This is a genomic window from Sinorhizobium glycinis, from assembly GCF_001651865.1.
GTDB classification, from domain to species: Bacteria; Pseudomonadota; Alphaproteobacteria; order Rhizobiales; family Rhizobiaceae; genus Sinorhizobium; species Sinorhizobium glycinis.
This window is the reverse complement of record NZ_LPUX01000053.1, coordinates 871,885-891,326: the sequence shown is the minus strand read 5'-3', so window position 1 is coordinate 891,326 and position 19,442 is coordinate 871,885. Positions and strand designations below refer to the sequence as shown.

12 protein-coding genes are annotated in these 19,442 nt (G+C 63.8%); 6 read left to right on the top strand and 6 right to left on the bottom strand.

Annotation, left to right across the window (positions count from 1 at the left end; genetic code table 11):
• The first annotated feature begins 211 nt into the window (after nt 1-211).
• Nucleotides 212-7,288 (top strand): hypothetical protein, encoded by a 7,077-nt coding sequence (locus tag AU381_RS09100; RefSeq protein WP_064241401.1) that lies wholly within the window; start codon nt 212-214, stop codon nt 7,286-7,288.
• A 5-nt stretch (nt 7,289-7,293) separates the two neighbouring features.
• Here the strand turns inward: AU381_RS09100 and AU381_RS09095 are convergent, their stop codons facing one another.
• The 6 genes from AU381_RS09095 to AU381_RS09070 form a co-directional block, all read right to left on the bottom strand.
• Nucleotides 7,294-8,280 (bottom strand): GlxA family transcriptional regulator, encoded by a 987-nt coding sequence (locus AU381_RS09095; protein ID WP_064241875.1) that lies wholly within the window; start codon nt 8,278-8,280, stop codon nt 7,294-7,296.
• Between the two features lie 435 nt (nt 8,281-8,715).
• Complete coding sequence (locus tag AU381_RS09090; RefSeq protein ID WP_064241400.1) at nt 8,716-9,177, bottom strand: YbaK/EbsC family protein; 462 nt, start codon at nt 9,175-9,177, stop codon at nt 8,716-8,718.
• A 77-nt stretch (nt 9,178-9,254) separates the two neighbouring features.
• The gene (locus AU381_RS09085) at nt 9,255-9,443 is read right to left on the bottom strand and encodes a hypothetical protein (RefSeq protein ID WP_064241399.1); all 189 of its coding nucleotides are present in this window, start codon (nt 9,441-9,443) and stop codon (nt 9,255-9,257) included.
• Nucleotides 9,444-9,610: 167 nt separating this feature from the next.
• Nucleotides 9,611-9,865, bottom strand: coding sequence for a GlsB/YeaQ/YmgE family stress response membrane protein (locus AU381_RS09080; RefSeq protein ID WP_064241874.1), 255 nt, complete (start codon nt 9,863-9,865; stop codon nt 9,611-9,613).
• 276 nt (nt 9,866-10,141) lie between these two features.
• Nucleotides 10,142-11,434 (bottom strand): L-rhamnose catabolism isomerase, encoded by a 1,293-nt coding sequence (gene rhaI / locus AU381_RS09075; RefSeq protein WP_064241398.1) that lies wholly within the window; start codon nt 11,432-11,434, stop codon nt 10,142-10,144.
• Nucleotides 11,435-11,447: 13 nt separating this feature from the next.
• Complete coding sequence (locus AU381_RS09070; protein WP_064241397.1) at nt 11,448-13,547, bottom strand: bifunctional rhamnulose-1-phosphate aldolase/short-chain dehydrogenase; 2,100 nt, start codon at nt 13,545-13,547, stop codon at nt 11,448-11,450.
• Between the two features lie 202 nt (nt 13,548-13,749).
• Between AU381_RS09070 and AU381_RS09065 the strand changes: the two genes are divergently transcribed.
• The 5 genes from AU381_RS09065 to AU381_RS09045 all read left to right on the top strand — a co-directional run bounded on the left by AU381_RS09065 (nt 13,750) and on the right by AU381_RS09045 (nt 19,435).
• Nucleotides 13,750-14,562 carry a DeoR/GlpR family DNA-binding transcription regulator gene (locus AU381_RS09065; protein WP_064241396.1) on the top strand — a complete coding sequence of 271 codons (813 nt, stop codon included), beginning with the start codon at nt 13,750-13,752 and terminating at the stop codon, nt 14,560-14,562.
• A gap of 125 nt (nt 14,563-14,687) precedes the next feature.
• The gene (gene rhaS / locus AU381_RS09060) at nt 14,688-15,677 is read left to right on the top strand and encodes a rhamnose ABC transporter substrate-binding protein (RefSeq protein WP_064241395.1); all 990 of its coding nucleotides are present in this window, start codon (nt 14,688-14,690) and stop codon (nt 15,675-15,677) included.
• Nucleotides 15,678-15,915: 238 nt separating this feature from the next.
• A complete protein-coding gene (locus tag AU381_RS09055; RefSeq protein ID WP_064241394.1) occupies nt 15,916-17,454 on the top strand; it encodes a sugar ABC transporter ATP-binding protein in 1,539 nt (512 codons plus the stop codon).
• A complete protein-coding gene (locus AU381_RS09050) occupies nt 17,451-18,431 on the top strand; it encodes an ABC transporter permease (RefSeq protein ID WP_064241393.1) in 981 nt (326 codons plus the stop codon). The genes AU381_RS09055 and AU381_RS09050 overlap by 4 nt, the downstream gene beginning before the upstream one ends.
• Nucleotides 18,431-19,435 (top strand): ABC transporter permease, encoded by a 1,005-nt coding sequence (locus AU381_RS09045; protein WP_064241392.1) that lies wholly within the window; start codon nt 18,431-18,433, stop codon nt 19,433-19,435. The genes AU381_RS09050 and AU381_RS09045 overlap by 1 nt, the downstream gene beginning before the upstream one ends.
• Nucleotides 19,436-19,442 lie beyond the last annotated feature (7 nt).

Here is a 19,442-nt window from a genome sequence, read left to right as displayed (position 1 = left end):
AGCCATGAGATCGCCCATGCCGGTATCCGGACGTTTCCCTCGCTCAACCTGCAATTCGAACTTGGGCTACGCCTTCTGACGACGGCGATCTCCGCGGTCGCCCGAACGGGCAACAGCTGTTGCCGGATGTGCCCGAGGCTTCAGGAACGACCGCTCTTTCGGGGCGTCGTTTGGCAGATAGAGACTATTCAGACCCCAAGGGTTTTCACGCATGACCTCCATCATTTCGTCCCTCAGCCCCACTCTGATCAAATCCTACTCGACGGCGGCCGTTGCTGCCTGGACGACGGAAGATGTGGCTTCGCTGACGACGAAGCAGATCAGCGTGCTGTCTTCCGCTCAGATCGCGGCGCTCGACACGGAGGATGTCGATGTCCTCAGCTCCCGGCAGCTGGGCGCCATCGCTCCAAGCGCCATCGTGGGTTTGACCCTGGAGCAGCTCGCCGTTCTCGACCGATCGGACATCGAAAGCTTCGGCACGAGCCAGGTTGCAGCCCTCACCACGACGCAGATAAATGGCCTGTCGACGGAGCAGGCGGAGGCTTTGACCTCGACCCAGGTCGGCGCCTTTAGCGCACTGCAGCTCTCGGTCCTGAGCGAGGAAGACCTGGCGGCCTTCTCGACTGCCGACATCGCGGCCATCGGCGCGAAAGCCATAACCGGGCTCCCCACGGATGTCTTCGCCTCGCTGTCCACGGATCAGATTGCCGCCTTGAGCACGCGTGCTGTCGCCGCCCTGACGACTGCGCAGATCGCCGCCTTGTCCACCGACCAGATTGCCGTCTTGACGACGGCCCAGGTCGGTGCATTGAAGGCGTCGCAAATCGATGCCTTGGGCACCGACGACATCGCCGCGCTTTCCACTGACCAGATAGCTGCGTTGAGCGCCTCGGCAATCACGGGGCTGTCCACCACTCAGATCGCCGTCCTGTCGACCGACCAGATCGAGGCACTGACCGTCTCGCAGGTGAAGGCGCTGACGGCGGCGCAGCTCGGGTCCCTGGAGACGGACGGCATAACGACATTCTCGACCGCCGAGATTGCGGCGATCAGCAAGGCCGCATGGGGCTTGACCACAGGCGCCATCGCTGCGCTCTCCACCGCCCAGGTTGCCGCCCTGAACACGACGGCGGTCGCCAGCCTGACGACCGGACAGATGGCCGCCTTGTCGACCGATCAGGCCGAGGCGATGTCCGCCTTGCAGGTGAAGGCGCTAAATTCGAGACAGCTTGCGGCGCTCGCCACCGACGGCATCGCGACGTTCTCGACTGCCGAAATCGCGGCGATCACCAACCTGGCCATCAAGGGCGTGAGCACGGAAGCGATCGCCGCGCTATCGACCGCTCAGGTTGCAGCGCTCAGCACGAGTGCGATCTCGGGCCTGACGACCGCGCAGAGCGAAGCATTGTCCTCCGACCAGACCGCGGTCCTTTCCGCCGCACAGCTCAGGACGTTGAGCTCGGCGCAAGTCGCCGCCCTTGGCACGGACAACGTCGAAGCCTTGTCCACGGACCAGGTCGCGGCGCTCAGCACCAAGGGCGTCATGGGGCTGACAACCGACCAGATCGCCGCCTTGTCGACCGACCAGGTCGAGGCTCTGTCAGTGACGCAGGTAAAGGTCCTGAACGCACGACAGATTGCGGCCCTTGGCACCGACGGGTTGGCTATGTTCTCGACCGGCGATATCGCGGCGCTCAGCAACAAAGCCGTATTGGGATTGGACGCCGAGGTCGTCGCGTCCCTGTCCACCGATCAAATTGCGGCACTCAGCACGAGTGCGGTCGCCAGCTTGACGAGCACCCAGATGGAGGCCTTGTCGACCGGTCAGGCGGGGGCCTTGTCCGTCTCGCAGGTGAAGGCGCTGAGCTCGGCACAGCTCGCCGCCCTCGGTGAGGACGGCATCGCAATGTTCTCGACCGCCGATATCGCGGCGATCACAAACAAAGCCGTCCCCGGCGTCAGCGCGGACGCACTTGCTGCGCTTTCCACCGCTCAGATAGCGGCGCTCAGCACGAGTGCGATCGCCAGTCTGGCGACCGCACAGATCGCTGCCCTGTCGACCGACCAGGCTGCGGCACTGTCCACCGCACAGCTCAAAGCCCTGAGCTCGACGCAGATTGCGGCGCTGAGCACGGACAACGTCGCGGCTTTGACCACGGTGCAGGTCGCCGCTCTCGGAACGAAGGCGGTTGCCGGGCTTGCCGCCGACCAGATCGAAGCCATGTCCTCCGATCAGGTCGCGGCTCTCTCCTCCGCACAGGTTGCCGCGTTCGGCTCCGAGCAGCTTGCGGCCCTCAGTGCGGAGGACATAGCGGCATTCTCGACCGCCGATATAGCGGCGATCAGTTCGAGCGCCGTAGCGGGGCTGACGGAAGATCTCATCGAAGCCCTCACCACGAACCAGGTCCTGGCGCTGAGCACGAAGGGCATCGCTCGCCTCAGCACCGATCAGATCGATGCCCTCTCCAGCGATCAGATCGCCGCCCTGTCCACCACGCAGGTGGCCGTCCTGAGCTCCACGCAGCTCTCGGCACTGAAGCCGGAGGATATCGCAAGTTTCTCGACCGCCGATATCGCTTCGATCGGTTCCAAGGCCATTTCCGGCTTGTCGGAGGATGTCGTGGCGGCTCTGTCCTCCACGCAGATTGCCGCGCTCAGCACCGCCGGCATCGCGGGATTGAGCACGGACCAGATGGCGACGCTCAGCTCCGACCAGGTTGCGGCCTTGAGCACCAAACAGATTGCAGCGCTGAAACCGACGCAGGTCGCCGCCTTGAGCACGGAGACCGTCGCGGCCTTGTCCTCCGACATGATCGCCGCGCTCAGCACTGCCGGCATCAACGAGTTGACCGCCGACCAGGTCGAGGCCCTTTCCTCGGATCAGATCGTGGCGCTGAGCACCAAGCAGGTTGCCGCGCTGAGCTCGGCGCAAATCGCCGCGCTGGACACCAGCGATATTGCGACGTTCTCGACCGACCAGATCGCGGCGTTGAGTACGGTTGCGATCACGGGGCTGAGCACAAAGCAGATCGATGCCCTGAGCACCGATCAGATGGACGCCCTGACCGCGGCACAAGTCGGCGTGCTAAGCTCGACGCAGCTTGGGGCGTTCGGAACGGAAGACATTGCGGCCTTCTCGACGAAGGACATTGCGGCGATCAGCGCAAGTGCGATGGCCGGACTGTCTACAGCCGTCGTGGCCGCCCTTTCCACCGACGAGATCGCTCTGCTGAGCACCGCCGGTGTTGCCGGCCTCAGCAGCGCCCAGTTGAACGTGCTCAGCAGCAGTCAGCTCGCCGCCCTGAGCACCAAGCAGGTCGCCGCGCTTGGGTCGGCGCAGATCGCCGCTTTGGGAACGAGCGATCTTGCGGGTCTCTCGACCGATCAGATCGCAGCTTTGAGCACGGCCGCGATCGCAGGGCTGAACACCAAGCAGCTCGTTGCCTTGAGCACCGATCAAGTGGAGGCCCTGTCCTCGACACAGGTAGGCGCTCTGAGCGCGACGCAGCTCCGAGGCCTGGCGGCGGAAGACATTGCGGTCTTTTCGACCAAGGACATCGCGGCGATCAGTTCGGATGCCGTGTCCAGCCTCTCCACCGCTGCTGTCGCTGCGCTTTCCACGGCTCAGGTCGCCGCCCTGAGCACGGCCGGCATTGCGGGTCTGAGCAGTGCGCAGGTCTACGCACTCGGCACCGATCAGCTCGCTGCCTTGAGCACCAAGCAGATTGCCGCGTTGAGTTCGGTGCACGTCACCGCGTTGGGCACCAGCGACATCCAGGTGCTTTCGACCGATCAGATCGAAGCCTTGGGCACCGCTGCCATCGCCGGACTGACCACCAAGCAGCTCGCCGCGTTGAGCACCGATCAGGTAGAGGCGCTGGCCGCTGCCCAGGTCGGCGCCCTGAGCTCGACGCAGCTAGCAGCCCTTGGCACGGACGACGTGGCGGGCTTCTCGACCAAGGACATGGCGGCCATCGGATCGAGCGCCATAGCGGGGCTTTCGACGGCTGCCATCGCTTCCCTTTCTACTGAGCAGATCGCCGCCCTGAGCGCCACTGCCGTTGCGGGACTGACCACCAAGCAGATGGCTGTCCTGAGTTCCGACCAGATTGGCGCCCTGTCGACCGAGCAGCTCAGCGGATTGACGTCCCAGCAAATCGCCGCCCTTGATGCAGACGACATAAAGGCACTCTCCGTCGACGAGGTCGCGGCGATCGGCGCGGATCTCGTTTCCGCTCTATCGACCGATGCCATCGCCGCCTTTTCCACCGATCAGATCGCCGCCTTGGATACGGATGCCGTTGCGGCGCTGAGCACCAAGCAGGTCGATGCCCTGAGCACCGATCAGCTTGCCGCCTTCACCACGGCTCAGGTCGGAGCGCTCACCTCCAGGCAGGTGGATGCCTTGAGCACGGATGACGTCGCGACGCTCTCGACCGACCAGATCGCTGCGCTGAGCGCGGCGGGTGTCGTCGGCCTCAGCACCGCGGACATCGCCATCTTGAGCGCGGGCCAGGTCGATGCCCTGACGGCGACCCAGATCGCCGCTCTCGGGTCGAGGCAAATCGCCGCCTTGAGTTCGGACGACATAGCAGGCTTTTCGACCGCGGAGATCGCGGCTCTCAGTTCCAGTGCCATAGCGGGATTGTCCACCGACACGATTGCGGTACTTTCGGCGGAGCAGATCGCCGCCTTGAGCACGGACGGGGTCGCCGGCCTTACCACCGCCCAGATGAACGTGTTGAGCACCGAACAGCTTGCCGCCCTTTCGACCGAACAGGTGGCTGCGCTTAGCTCCAAGCAGGTGGCGGTGCTGGGGACCGACGACCTGGCAGCTCTTTCGGCGGACCAGATTGCCGCGCTGGGTACCGCTGGCATTGCGGCCCTTTCGACCGCGCAGGTCGATGCGCTGAGCGCCGAGCAGCTCGAAGCCCTGACCACCGGCCAGGTGGCGGCGCTGAGTTCGACGCAAATCGCCGCCTTGAGCACCGACGATCTTGCGAACTTCTCGACCGCAGATATCGCGGCGATCAGTTCGGATGCCGTCGCGGGGCTATCCACGGACACGATAGCGGCGCTCTCGGCGGATCAGATCGCGGCTCTGAGCGCGGCCGGCATTGCCGGCCTTTCCACCGCCCAGGTCGGTGCGCTGAGCGCCGACCAGCTCGAGGCGCTTTCGACCGACCAGATCGCCTCCCTCAGCTCCAAACAGGTGGCGGCGCTCGGCACCGGCGACATAGCTGCCCTTACGACGGAACAGATTGCCGCTCTGAGCACGGCCGGCGTTGCGGCACTTTCCACGGCGCACATCCAGGCACTGGGCGCCGATCAGCTCGAGGCTCTGACCACCAGCCAGATCGCGGTGATGAGTTCGACGCAGATTGCGGCGCTGAGCACGGACGATCTGGAGAGCTTTTCGAGCGCGGATATCGGGGCGATCGGTTCGAGCGCCGTGGCGGGACTATCCACCGACACGCTGGCGGCGCTTTCGGCCGATCAGATCGCCGCCTTCAGCGCGGCCGGTGTAGCCGGTCTTTCCACCGCTCAGATCCAGGCATTGAGCACCGGCCAGCTCGAGGCGCTGTCGACCGGCCAGATCGCCGCGCTCAGCTCCAAACAGATGGCGGTGCTGGGAACGGACGACATTGCCATTCTCTCCACGGACCAGATTGCCGCCCTGGATACGGCTGCAATTGCCGGCCTTTCCACCGCTCAGATGGACGTGCTGAATGCCGATCAGCTCGAGGCGCTGACCTCCGCCCAGGTCGCCGTTATGAGTTCGACGCAGATCGCGGCGCTGAGCACGGGCGATCTGGAGAACTTTTCGACGGCCGAGATCGCGGCGATCAGTTCGCGTGCCGTAGCGGGACTGTCCACGGACACAATCGCTGCGCTTTCGGAGGATCAGATCGCGGCGCTTGGCACCGGTGGCATCGCCGGCCTTTCTACGGCCCAGATCAACGCGTTGAACACCGACCAGGTCGAGGCTCTCACCTCGCTCCAGATTGCCGCGCTGAGTTCGAAGCAGATCGCCGTCCTCGGCACGGATGATCTGGAGACCTTCTCGACGGACGAAATAGCGGCGATCAGTTCGAGTGCCGTAGCAGGACTGTCCACCGATACGATCGCTGCGCTTTCGGTCGATCAGATCGGGGCCTTGAGCTCGGCCGGCATATCAGGCCTTTCCACCGCCCAGATCAATGCGCTGAGCACTGACCAGATCGAGGGCCTGTCGACGGCGCAGATCAGCGGTCTCGGCTCCAAGCAGGTGGCGGCCCTGAGCACCGACGACCTCGCGGTGCTCTCGACGGCGCAGATTGCCGCGCTGAGCACGGCGGGTATTGCCGGCCTCGACAGCGACCAGGTCCATGCCTTGAGCGATGAGCAGGTCGAGGCCCTTACCACCGTCCAGATCGCTGCCATGAGCTCGGATGCGCTGTCGGGGCTGAGCACGGATGACTTGGAAGGCTTCTCGGGCGACGAACTCGCGGCGATCAGTTCGGCCGCCATCCGCGGACTGCCCACGGAATTCATTGCAGGGCTTTCCACCGCCGAGATTGCCGCCCTCGGCACGGCCAGCATTGCGGGCCTGAGCAGCGCTCAGGTCGGAGCCATGAGCGCCGAGCAGATCGATTCGCTGTCCACGGATCAGATTGCCGCCTTGAGCGCGGATGGGCTTGCGGGTTTCACTACCGAGGATCTCGCGACGTTTACGACCGAGGAGCTGCAGGCGATCAGCGCGGCTGCCATAAAGGGATTGTCCACGGACTTTGTCGCAGCACTCTCCACGGACGAGATCGCCGCCCTGAGAGCAAGTCAGGTCGGGTCGCTGAGCTACAACCAGGTGGCGGCGATGAGCGCCGCCCAGATCGCCACCTTGTCCACCGCGCAGCTCGGTGCTCTCAACGCCATACAGGCGGCGGCCTTGGGGACGGACGACATCGCCCAGCTCTCCACCGATGATATCGTCGCCTTGGGTACGAGTGGGATCTCGGGACTGACCACCAGGGTCGTCGCCGCCTTGACCACGGATCAGGCGGAGGCCCTGACGGCCGTTCAGGTCGGGGCGATGACCTCGGCGCAGGTCGCGGCCTTGGAGACCGAGGATCTGGCGACCTTCTCGGCCGAGGATGTCGCCTCGTTTAGCGCATCCGGTGTCGCGGGTCTGTCGACGGACGACATCTCGAACCTGTCCAGCACGCAACTCAACGCGTTGATGGACTCCCAGATGGACGCTCTGAACTCCGATCAGATAGCGGCAGTGATCGCGGCCTATCTGGCAACCTGAAGCATTTAGCCATTGCGGCTTGGTGCGCCACGGGCGGCAGCGAGCTGCTTGCGCGCCGCAGCCGGCGTGATCGAGAATGCCTTGCGGAATTTACGAATGAAGTGCGAGACGTTTTCGAAGCCGGTTTCCAGCGCGATCTCGATCAGCGGTTTGTCGGTGGAGGCGACGAGGCGCATCGCCGCGTCGAGGCGGAGCTTCAGATAGACGGATATCGGCGTCGCCCCGAGTTCGTTCTGGAACAGGCGCTCGAGCTGCCGGCGCGATATGCCGAGCACATTCGCCACGTCGTCGATGCCGATCAGATCTTCGAGATGCTGCTCCATGACCATCAGCGCAAGGCTGATCCGTTTGTCCTGCACCGGAACGGGGCCGAGCGGATTTCGCGGCTGCATTTCGCTCGCCTCGCGGCGACGCGTGATCTGCATGATTTCGAGCGCATTGCGTTCGGCGTCTTCGCCGACATGCTTCCTGATCAGATAGGTCGCGAGATCGGCGACACTGCTGCCGCCGGCGCAGGTGATGATGTTGCGGTCCTCAACGAAGATCCTGTTCGACGTGACCCCGATCGCGGGGAAGCGGGAGCGGAATTCGTTATGATGAAGCCAGCTCACGCAGGCGGAATGGCCGTCGAGCACGCCTGCCTCGGCGAGAACGAAGCTCCCGGTGCAAACGCCGATGATCGGCACGCCGGCGCGCGCGGCGCGGTGCAGGTAGTCGATCGTCTCCCGATCGAGCGGCTCGGCGACGTTGAGCCGTCCGCCGACGACTGCGATATAGCTGAATTCCGTCGGTGGACGAAGCGGCGCGGTCGGCGCCACCTGGATGCCGCAACTCGACATGACGAAGTTTCTCGTGCTGCCGAGCACCTCCCAGTCGCAGTTCACGCGCCCCGACTTGTCCTCCACGTCGCTTCCCAGGCGGAGCGCATCGACGAAGAGCGAGAAGGCGCTGAGCGTGAAGCTGCGCGCCAGAACGAATCCGACACGCAGCACGCCCTTGTTCGTGAGGGGCTTCCCGGCGGCAGCCGTTGTTTCCGTGAGAGCCGTTCGCAATGTCGCGCTGTTCCGTTATCGATGCGGGCGGGGTGCCCATAGACCTCCCGCCCGCCATGCGCGTCTCGAGACGCGCCTCCAAAGTTCGAGATCTGCTTCTATTCGCCGATTATCCCGCAAGCAACGGTCCGGGTAAATGCTTGTCTTACGTCCTGAGACAGCTGGGCTAATCCGCATTGACAGGATGACTTGTTAACCAACTTGACGGAAAATTCTTACTGCAGAAGCGCGGGCAAGGATCTACGCAGATGACAAAGCACATGATGAAGGTGCTGATGAGCCTCATGGCCGCGCTTTCGTTCGGCTCGCTCATGGTTCTCATGGCGGTTCTCTAGGATCGGGGCGGGGCGGCGCGCCGGCGCCGTGGCTGGGAGGTCAGGTTTCCGACACGTCGATCCATTCCGCGCCGGTCAGTTCCGCCATGCGGTGGGGGTTGATGTGGACGGCGGCGTTGATTGCGCCGGCAGCGGGAACGACCACATCGAAGGCCTTCAGGGCTTCATCGCAATAGACCGGATGCGGCTTCGCAAGGCCGAACGGGCAGACGCCGCCGACCGGATGGCCGATCTCGGATTCGACCTCGCTAGAGCCGAGCATGCGTGCCTTGGTGCCGAAGCGGGCCTTGTATTTCCTGTTGTCGAGGCGAGCGTCGCCGCGGGTGACGATGAGGATCACCTCGTCGCCGACGCGAAGCGCCAGCGTCTTGGCGATCTGTGCCGGCTCGACGCCGTGCCCTTCGGCCGCAAGCGCCACCGTGGCGGTGCTCTGCTCCAGTTCGATGACATCGATGTCCGGGGCGTGCTGGGAAAAGAACTCTTTGACGGAGGTGAGGCTCATCTCGGCTTGGGTCGTGGGTTGACAAAACGGAATGCGGGCGGAGAAAAGTCCGCGGGCCTTTCGAGGACGAGAATGTTTCAGTCGTCGTTCGAAGCGTCAAGGTCTTCCGGGCGTAGACCTTCCTGTTGCGGCGGCAGGTAGCCGTGGCTTGCGAACCAGTTTTCGAGAATCGTGGAGATTGCGTCCTGGCGCGTCAAAGTGGCCGGATGATCGCTCATATAGGATTGCAGCGCGGTTTCGATCTTCTCGGCATAGAACTCGGTCATTGTTCCCTCCGCTCGCTTCTTGCGGTGGCGATCCGCGGCTTCGGACGCGGATCGCTCCGGCGCCTCGTCAGTCGGACAGGAGTCGCCGTGGCACTTGTAATCGCTGAATGATTTTGTCCTCAAACCGGTTCCGATGATAGGTGATTCCCGCGTGGGAAATCGCCATTTCAGGCCTGTTTGACGATCCGGATCAGCACGAGCAGGATGATCGCACCGAGCGTCGAATGAATGATTGCGGCGAAAGTGCCGGTGCCGAGCGTGATGCCGACCGCCGGAAACAGATAGCCGGCGATAAGCGCGCCGATGACGCCGACCACGATGTTGCCGATCAGGCCGAAGCCGAAGCCGCTGACGATCAGGCCAGCGAGCCAGCCGGCAACCGCGCCGACGATCAGAAATACCAGAATGCTTTCAATGCCCATCAATGCTTCCTTTCGGTTGTGCTTGCCGGAAACATAGCTCATCCGTCGCGAGCAGATAGAGGCCAATCCGATCGGGAGTGATTTTTCTGCGCAAACGGGATGCCTTGCCGCGGAGCGGCTATTCCCACCCGCAGCGCCGTGGGCCCGAAAAGGCGCACGGCGCTGTGATGGTGACGATCCCCCGGGGTGCGGGACGCCCCGGGATCGCAATGCGACCGGATAGGAGCGACGGCCGGTGCGCGAGTGTCAGCGATTGCTTACCTTCACGCCGCCTCTTCAGACGATGCCGCCGCCGCCACCGGCAACCGCAGGTCGTTCGGCCGCTACCCGCGCCCGATAGCCGCTCGCCCGGTAGGTCGCGACCGGAGCGATGGCGCCGCCATTTTCGAGGCGGGCCATGGCGAGGATCGGCTCGACATCCGTACGGAAGGCGGCTTTCAGCGTCTCCGACGCCATCAGTGCGTCGTTTGCCTGCTGCTGGCCTTCGAGGGCCTGGCGATCGACGAGGAGCGCCTGGGCATAGGCGCGGCCGACTTCCGTCGCACTGGTCATCAGGCTCTCGATCGGGTCCGTGACGTTGTGGCTCTGATCGAGCATATGCGCCGGATTGAAGCCTTCCGCCGCGCGAGTCTCGGCGTCGACCAGCTCGTTGAACACCAGGAAGAGCCGGTAGGGATCGATCGAGCCGGTGTCGAGATCGTCGTCGCCATATTTCGAGTCGTTGAAATGGAAGCCGCCGAGCTTCTTGAACTGGATCAGCCGGGCGACGATCATCTCGATATTGACGTTCGGCGCATGATGGCCGAGATCGACGAGGCAGAAGGCCTTCGGCCCGAGCTCCTGTGCGATCAGGTAGTTCGTGCCCCAATCCTGCACCACCGTCGAGTAGAAGGCGGGCTCGTACATCTTGTGCTCGGTGAAGACGCGCCAGTCATCCGGAAGCGCCGCATAGACGGCCTTCATCGAGTCGAGATAGCGCTCGAAGGCTCGGGTGAAGTTGCTCTGTCCCGGGAAGTTGGAGCCGTCGCCGATCCACACCGTCAGCGCCTTCGAGCCGAGCGCCTTGCCGATCTCGATGCATTCGAGATTGTGCTCGACCGCCTGGCGGCGCGTTGCGGCATCGGTATGGGTGAGCGAGCCGAACTTGTAGGAATGCGCCTGGCCGGGAGCGTCCGAGAAGGTGTTCGAATTCATCGCATCGAAGCCGAGGCCGAGGGAGGTTCCCTTTTCCTTCAGCGCTGCCAGGTCGGCCACCTTGTCCCAGGGGATGTGCAGCGAAACGGCCGGCGTCGCCCGCGTCAACTCATGGATGACGCCGCAGTCTTCGAGCTTGTCGAAGATGTTGCGCGGCTCGCCGAGCCCGGGGAAGCGGGCAAAGCGCGTGCCGCCGGTGCCGACCCCCCAGGAGGGGACGGCGACGCCATAGGCGGCGACCTTCTGTTTGATCGCGTCGATGTCGACGCCGCGGCGTGCAAGCCGCTCGCCGAGGTTTTCGTAGTCGCGCCTCAACGCGTCCTGGCGCTTGGCATTCTCGGCTTCGATCACCGACGTGCTGATCATGTTGGTCATGGCAACCTCCCGTTCAGCGCGTGAAGGACTGGGCGTTGCCCGCGTCGACATTGACGATGTTGCCGGTCGATTTCGCCGACATGTCGGAGGCGAGGAAGTAGATGGCTTCGGCAATGTCCTCGGGAAAGACGCTGAGCTTCAGCATCGACCGATCGCGGTAATGTGCCTCCAGATCATCGACGTCCATCTTGTAGGCGGCTGCGCGTTGCTCCTTCCATTCGCCGCTCCAGATCTTGGAGCCGCGCAGAACCGCATCCGGATTGACCACGTTGACCCGGATCTGTGCCGATGCACCTTCGAGGGCGAGGCAGCGGGCAAGATGGATCTCGGCGGCCTTGGCCGTGCAGTAAGCCGACGCGCCGGGCGAGGCGGCAAGCCCGTTCTTGGAGGCGACGAAGACGACGTTGCCGCCGGCCTTCTGGCTGCGGAAGATGCGGAACGCTTCGCGCGAGACCAGGAAATAGCCGGTCGCGAGTATGTCGATGTTCTTGTTCCAGAGCGCCAGCGTCGTGTCTTCGATCGCCGCCGACGAGGCGAGGCCGGCATTGGAGACGAGAATATCGAGGCCGCCGAAGGCAAGCAGCGCATCTGCGAAGCCGGTCTCGACCGCCGCCTCGCTGGTCACGTTCATATTGACGGAGCGGACGAAATCCTTGCCGTAGCGCGCGGCGAGTTCGCTCTCGGCGGTTTCGAGGGCCGCCTCGTCGATGTCGGCGAGGACGACGCAGGCGCCTTCCTGCATCAGCCGGTTGGCCGTCGCCTTGCCGATGCCGCCGGCGGCGCCGGTGACGAGCGCGATGCGTCCGGCCAGGCTCTTCGGCTTCGGCATGCGCTGGAGCTTAGCTTCCTCGAGCAGCCAGTATTCGATGTCGAAGGCTTCCTGTTCGGGCAGGCCGACATAGGTCGAAACGCCCGAGGCGCCCCGCATCACGTTGATCGCGTTGACATAGAATTCGCCGGAAATGCGCGCCGTCGCCTTGTCCTTGGCGAAAGTGATCATGCCGACACCGGGAACGAGATAGACGACCGCGTTCGGGTCGCGCATCGCCGGGCTGTCGGCATGCTTGCAGCGGTCGTAGTAGCGCGCATAGTCGGCGCGGTAGGCGGCGATCGCCTCCGGCAGGCCGGCAAGGGTATTTTCGACATCCGGCTGAGCGGGATCGAAGTCGACCACGAGCGGCCGGATCTTCGTTCTGAGGAAATGGTCCGGGCAGCTTGTGCCGAGGGCCGCGAGCGGTTCGAGGTTCGTCGATGTTACGAAATCCAGGACGGCCTTGCTGTCGTCGAAATGGCCGACCTTCTTCTCATCAGTGCCGATCAGGCCGCGGATCACCGGCATCAGCTTCCTGGCAATTGCGGCGCGTTCCGCAGCGCCAAGCGCCGGTTTCGCCTCTCCGCCGAAGGCAGGCGCCGTATTTTCCGCCTCAAACCAGGCGATCGCCCGGTTGATGATCTCGATCGTCGTCTCGTAAGCCTCCTTGGCCGTGTCGCCCCAGGTGAAGAGCCCATGGCTTTCGAGCACCAGGCCGCGCGCCTTCGGGTTTTCGAGGCAGTATTTCTCCAGCCAGAGGCCGAGTTCGTAACCCGGCCGCTTCCAGGGCAGCCAGCCAATCTCGTCGCCGAAGATCTTCTTGGTCAGTTCCTTGCTGTTCTTCGAGGCGGCGATGGCGATGATTGCGTCCGGATGCATGTGGTCGACATGCGTTTTCGGCACATAGGCGTGCAGCGGCGTGTCGATCGAGGCGGCGCGCGGATTGAGGTTGAAGGTGCAATGCGGCAGGTATCCGACCATCTCGTCTTCGAATTCGACGCCGCGATAGATGCCCTTCAGCGCCCGGAGCTTTTCCATGTAGAGCGTCGCGAACCCGTCCATCTTGATCGTGCCGACGTCGCCGCCCGATCCTTTCACCCAGAGAACCTCGGCCATCTCGCCGGTGAGCGGGTCCTTCTCCATCACTTTCGCAGAGGTATTGCCGCCGCCGTAATTGGTGATGCGCTTGTCCGAGCCGAGCAGATTGGACCGGTAGAGAAGCCGCTCCGGCTCGCTCATCCCCGCCGCCTTGGCGTCGTCCCAGAGATTGGCCAGGCGTGCGCCCTGTTGCTTGTCGAGCATCTCGAATTCCTCCCGGTAAAGCTGGCCGCCGGCACTCGAGGCCGCGACGGTATGATTGGCATCAGATCACACGGCCGATGCGCGGATGTCAATCAAAAACGATCAAAAACGTTCATATTGCAATGCACAATGAAAAAAGATGATCGAAACTGATTGACAATGCGCGGGACTGATGGAAGCATGCAGGACATCGGAGGAGCGCATGCACGAGAAAGAAAGACATAGGATCATCCTGTCGGCAGTGCAGGAAAAGCCGGTCGTGACCGTGCCCGAGCTCGTCGAATTGACCGGCAGCTCGGAGGCGACGATCCGGCGTGATGTCGCGGCGCTCCATGTGCAGAAACGACTGCGCCGGGTGCGCGGCGGCGCCGAAGCGATCAATCCGCCGCAATTCGTCGGCCTTGCCGGCCGCCCCTTCAGCGTCAACGAGGGTCTGCATGCGCGGGAAAAGCAGGCGATCGCCCGCGAAGCGGTGGCGCTCTGCCAGGACGGCGAGCCGATCATCATCAATGGCGGCACCACGACCTTCCAGATGGTGCATTTCCTTTCCAACCGCCGGATGCAGGTCTTCACCAATTCCTTCCCGATCGCCGAGCATCTGCTGAAGCACTCGAAGAACACGGTGATGCTTTCCGGCGGCACGATCTACCGCGAGCAGAACATCATTCTGAGCCCGTTCGACAATGACGTGACGCGCAATTTCTACGCGCGCCGCATGTTCATGGGCGCGCAGGGGCTCGGGCCGCTCGGCCTTATGGAGGCCGACCCGCTCTTGATCCAGGCCGAGCAGAAGCTCATCGACCAGGCCGACGAGCTCGTGGTGCTCGCCGATTCCTCGAAATTTCACAAGCGTTCGAGCCTCATTCTTTGCGGCCTCAAGCGCATCACCACTGTCATTACGGATTCGGGCATCGAGGACAGGCATGCCTCGATGCTCGAAAGCGCCGGCGTCAATCTCGTCATCGCCAATGCGAAGCCGAAGGCCGACGCGGAAACTGCTTCGACATCCGCCTGAGGCGGATGGGGAGGGGGAAAATGGAAGCGGTCTGACCGGGCGAGCCGGTAGCAGGACCGTCAAATGGAATTGTCGGGTCGGTTGATGCATCCAGTCCGGATGCAGGCCCAAGGGAGGAGAAAGTGATGAAAGTTCTGAAATCATTGATGGTGACGGCCGCCGTCGCGGTCGCGCTCATGGCCAACGCCGCCCATGCGGAAAACAAGAAGATCGCGCTCGTCGTCAAGGCGCTCGGCATCGGCTTCTTCGAGGCTGCCAACAAGGGTGCCCAGGAAGCGGCCAAGGAACTGGGCGACGTCGAGATCATCTATACCGGTCCGACTTCGACGACCGCCGAGGGCCAGATCGAGGTGATCAACTCGCTGATCGCCCAGAAGGTCGATGCGATTGCGGTTTCGGCGAACGACACCGACGCTCTCGTGCCGGCCCTTAAAAAGGCGATGGACCGCGGCATCAAGGTGATTTCATGGGATTCGGGCGTCGCCAAGGAAGGCCGGCTGATGCACCTCAACCCGTCATCGAGCCCGCTGATCGGCAACATGATCATCAAGCTCGCCGCCGATAACCTGCCGGAAGGCGGCGACGTCGCGGTGCTCTCGGCCTCGGCAACGGCCACCAACCAGAACACCTGGATTGCCGAGATGAAGAAGGTGCAGGGCAACTACAAGGGCATCAACGTCGTGGCCACCGTCTATGGCGATGACCTGGCCGACAAGTCCTATCGTGAAACCCAAGGCCTCATCCAGTCCCATCCAAACCTGAAGGCAATCATCGCTCCGACCTCGGTCGGCATCGTCGCCGCCGCTCAGGCCGTCACCGACGCCGGCAAGATCGGCCAGATCAACGTCACCGGTCTTGGGCTGCCGTCCGAAATGGCCGGCCACGTGAAGTCCGGCGCCTCGAAGTCCTTCGCCATCTGGAACCCGATCGACCTCGGCTATTCGGCCACGATGATCGCCTATGATCTCATCGGCGGCGCGGAAGCCAAGCCCGGCGCGGAACTGAAGATGGGCCGCATGGGCACCGTCAAGCTCGACGACAACAACGAAGGCGCCATGGCCGATCCGTTCGTCTATGATGCCTCGAACGTCGAGGAATTCGCGAAGATCTTCTGATCGGGGAGGGGCGCTTGCCCCTCATCCGGCCTGCCGGCCACCTTCTCCCCGTTTGGACGGGGGGAAGGGAACGCGTGGCGGCGCCTCGCCCTTCATGAACGCTGGCGGAAACCGCGGGCTGCGACATGTCCCCTCTCCCCGCGAGCGGGGAGAGGGCTAGGGTGAGGGGCAGCCTCACAATGAAGGACGCCCGAACGACCGCCGCCCAATTGAAACGACTGAACTGGTGGACCCTCTCTTGTTGCAGGAAAAGACCCCATCGCGGGCGAAGCCCGCCATCACGCTGGAGGGCATATCGAAGTCCTTTCCGGGCGTGCGTGCTCTCTCGGATGTCTCTCTCGCGCTCTATCCGGGTTCGGTGACGGCGCTGATCGGCGAGAACGGCGCCGGCAAATCGACGCTCGTCAAGATCCTGACCGGCATCTACCAGCCGGATTCCGGCGTGATACGGGTCGCCGACTCGGACACCACGTTCCCCACCGCCCTTGCTGCGGCGCGCGCCGGGGTGACGGCGATCCACCAGGAGACGGTTCTCTTCGACGAGCTCTCCGTCGCGGAAAACATCTTCCTCGGGCATGCCCCGCGCAACCGGTTCGGTTTGATCGACTGGAAGAAGCTGAACGCGGACGCCGAGGCTCTGCTGCACCGGGCCGGTGCGGACTTCGACCCGACGATCCGGTTGCGCGATCTCGGCATCGCCAAGAAGCACCTGGTGGCGATCGCCCGCGCGCTCTCGGTGGATGCGCAGGTTGTCATCATGGACGAGCCGACGGCGGCCCTGTCGCACAAGGAGATCCATGAGCTCTACGCCCTGATCGAGCGGCTGAAGGCCGACGGCAAGGCGATCCTCTTCATCAGCCACAAGTTCGACGAGATCTTCCGGATCGCCGACCGCTACACGGTTTTCCGCGACGGGACGATGGTCGGCGAGGGACTGATTGCCGAGGTCAGCCAGGACGATCTCGTCCGCATGATGGTCGGTCGTGCCGTCGATTCCGTCTATCCGAAGAAGGAGGTCAGGATCGGTGAGCCGGTGCTGACGGTTTCCGGCTACCGCCATCCGACCGAATTCGAGGACATCAATTTCGAGCTGAGGCGCGGCGAGATCCTCGGCTTCTACGGCCTCGTCGGCGCCGGCCGCTCGGAGTTCATGCAGTCGCTGATCGGCATCACCCACCCGTCGGCCGGTGCGGTCAAGCTCGACGGCGAGGTGCTGGTCATCCGCAGTCCCGCCGAGGCGATACGCGCCGGTATCGTCTACGTGCCTGAAGAGCGCGGCCGCCAAGGGGCGATCATCGGCATGCCGATCTTCCAGAACGTCACCTTGCCATCGCTTTCGCACACGTCGCGCTCAGGCTTCCTGAAGCTCGCCGACGAGTTCGCCCTGGCGCGTGAATACACTTCCCGCCTCGATCTTCGCGCCGCATCGCTCGACCAGGACGTCGGCACGCTCTCCGGCGGCAACCAGCAGAAGGTGGTGATCGCCAAGTGGCTGGCGACGAAGCCGAAGGTCATCATCCTCGACGAGCCGACCAAGGGCATCGACATTGGCTCCAAGGCCGCCGTCCACGCCTTCATGAGCGAGCTCGCGGCGCAAGGCTTGAGCGTCATCATGGTCTCTTCGGAAATCCCGGAGATCATGGGCATGTCCGACCGGGTCATCGTCATGCGCGAAGGCCGGATCGCCGGCCGCTTCGAGCGATCCGAACTGACGGCCGAGAGGCTGGTGCGCGCCGCCGCCGGCATCGAAACGCAGCTCAACGGGAGGGCCGCATGATCGCCAAGCTCCTCAAGAATCGCGAAATCCTGCTCGTTGTAGCGGTTGTCGTATTGCTCGCCCTGATCGCCTTGCGCTTTCCTGCTTTCGTGGCGCCGTTCAATCTCGCCCGCGTCTATAACGACACGTCGATCCTGATCATCCTGGCGCTTGGCCAGATGGCGGTGATCCTCACCCGATGCATCGACCTCTCGATGGCGGCGAACCTCGCGCTTTGCGGCATGGTCGCGGCCATGCTGAACGCGGCCTTTCCCGGCCTGCCGATCCCGCTCATCATCCTTGCCGCCATGGCGCTCGGCGGTCTGCTCGGCATGATCAACGGTACGCTCGTCTGGAAGCTCGACATCCCGCCGATCGTCGTCACGCTCGGAACGCTGACGATCTTTCGCGGCCTGATCTTCCTCCTGACGGACGGCAAGTGGATCAATGCCCACGAGATGAGCGAGGCCTTCAAGGCCCTGCCACGGCTGGATCTCGCCGGTGTGCCGGTGCTTTCCTGGCTCTCGCTGCTGATGGTCTGCGTGATGTTCCTGGTGATGAGCCGCACGCCGCTCGGTCGGGCCTTCTATGCGGTCGGCGGCAATCCGCATGCCGCGATTTATACTGGCATCGATGTCGGCCGCACGCGCTTCTTCGCCTATTGCCTTTCGGGCACGCTCGCCGGCCTCTCGGGCTATCTCTGGGTGTCGCGCTATGCGGTCGCCTATGTCGATATCGCCGCCGGCTTCGAGCTCGACATCATCGCGGCTTGCGTCATCGGCGGCATTTCGATTGCCGGCGGCATCGGCTCGGTGGCCGGCGCCGTGCTCGGCGCACTCTTCCTCGGCGTGATCAAGAACGCCCTGCCGGTGATCAACATCTCGCCCTTTGCGCAGATGGCGATCTCCGGAACGGTCATCATCATCGCCGTCGCCGTCAACGCCCGCGCCGAGCGGCGCAAGGGCCGGGTCATTCTCAGGAAAGCGGAGGCGGTCTGATGGCCCACGCTCAACTCTCTCCCCGCAACATCCCCGATCGCCTCGAGGGGCGCGGCGCCCGCATCATGAAGAGCTGGGAAGCGCTGCTGATCGTGGTCGCGACCTTGATCTTCCTTGGCAATTCCTTTGCGTCGCCCTATTTCCTCGACCCGTGGAACCTGTCCGACGCCACCTTCAACTTCACCGAAAAGGCGATGATCGCCTTCGCGATGGCGCTGGTGATCATCTCCGGCGAGATCGATCTCTCGGTCGCCTCGATCATCGCGCTCGCCTCGACGGCGATGGGCTATGCCGTGCAGCTCGGCGTCGATACGCCGGCGCTTGTCGCGATCGGTCTCGGCGTTGGGCTTGCCTGCGGCGCCCTCAATGGCCTCTTGATCACCGGCCTCGGCCTGCCGTCGATCGTCGTGACGATCGGCACGATGAGTCTGTTCCGCGGCCTGTCCTTCATCATTCTCGGCGACCAGGCCTTTACCGGCTATCCCGAAAGCTTTGCCTGGTTCGGCCAGGGTTATGTCTGGTGGGTCTTCTCCTTCGAGTTCACCCTCTTCGTGCTGCTCGCCGTCGCCTACGGCGTGCTCCTGCACAAGACGAATTTCGGCCGCGCCGTCTACGCCATCGGAAACAATCAGACGGCGGCGCTCTTCTCCGGCGTGCGCGTGGCGCGGGTGAAGTTCACGCTCTTCCTGCTGACGGGACTGATGGCCGGGCTCGCCTCGATCTGCCTCACCTCCCGCCTCGGCTCGACGCGCCCTTCGATCGCACTCGGCTGGGAGCTCGAGGTCGTCACCATGGTGGTGCTCGGCGGCGTCAACATTCTCGGCGGTTCGGGCACGATACCGGGCGTGGTCCTGGCGGCGCTGATCATGGGCATGGTCACCTTCGGCTTCGGCCTCCTGAACGTTCCGGGGATCGTCATGTCGATCTTCATCGGCCTGCTGCTGATCTCGGTCATCGCCCTGCCGATCCTCTGGCGGCGCGCCCGCCGCCGTCTCGCGCACTGAGGTTTCC

Excerpts from the sequence above, each read along its gene's own strand:
- AU381_RS09090 (WP_064241400.1), bottom strand. The coding sequence starts at position 9,177 with ATGAGCCTCACCTCCGTCAAAGAGTTCTTTTCCCAGCACGCCCCGGAC.
- rhaS (WP_064241395.1), top strand. The coding sequence starts at position 14,688 with ATGAAAGTTCTGAAATCATTGATGGTGACGGCCGCCGTCGCGGTCGCG.
- AU381_RS09065 (WP_064241396.1), top strand. The coding sequence starts at position 13,750 with ATGCACGAGAAAGAAAGACATAGGATCATCCTGTCGGCAGTGCAGGAA.
- AU381_RS09070 (WP_064241397.1), bottom strand. The coding sequence starts at position 13,547 with ATGCTCGACAAGCAACAGGGCGCACGCCTGGCCAATCTCTGGGACGAC.
- AU381_RS09080 (WP_064241874.1), bottom strand. The coding sequence starts at position 9,865 with ATGGGCATTGAAAGCATTCTGGTATTTCTGATCGTCGGCGCGGTTGCC.
- rhaI (WP_064241398.1), bottom strand. The coding sequence starts at position 11,434 with ATGACCAACATGATCAGCACGTCGGTGATCGAAGCCGAGAATGCCAAG.
- AU381_RS09100 (WP_064241401.1), top strand. The coding sequence starts at position 212 with ATGACCTCCATCATTTCGTCCCTCAGCCCCACTCTGATCAAATCCTAC.
- AU381_RS09045 (WP_064241392.1), top strand. The coding sequence starts at position 18,431 with ATGGCCCACGCTCAACTCTCTCCCCGCAACATCCCCGATCGCCTCGAG.
- AU381_RS09085 (WP_064241399.1), bottom strand. The coding sequence starts at position 9,443 with ATGACCGAGTTCTATGCCGAGAAGATCGAAACCGCGCTGCAATCCTAT.
- AU381_RS09050 (WP_064241393.1), top strand. The coding sequence starts at position 17,451 with ATGATCGCCAAGCTCCTCAAGAATCGCGAAATCCTGCTCGTTGTAGCG.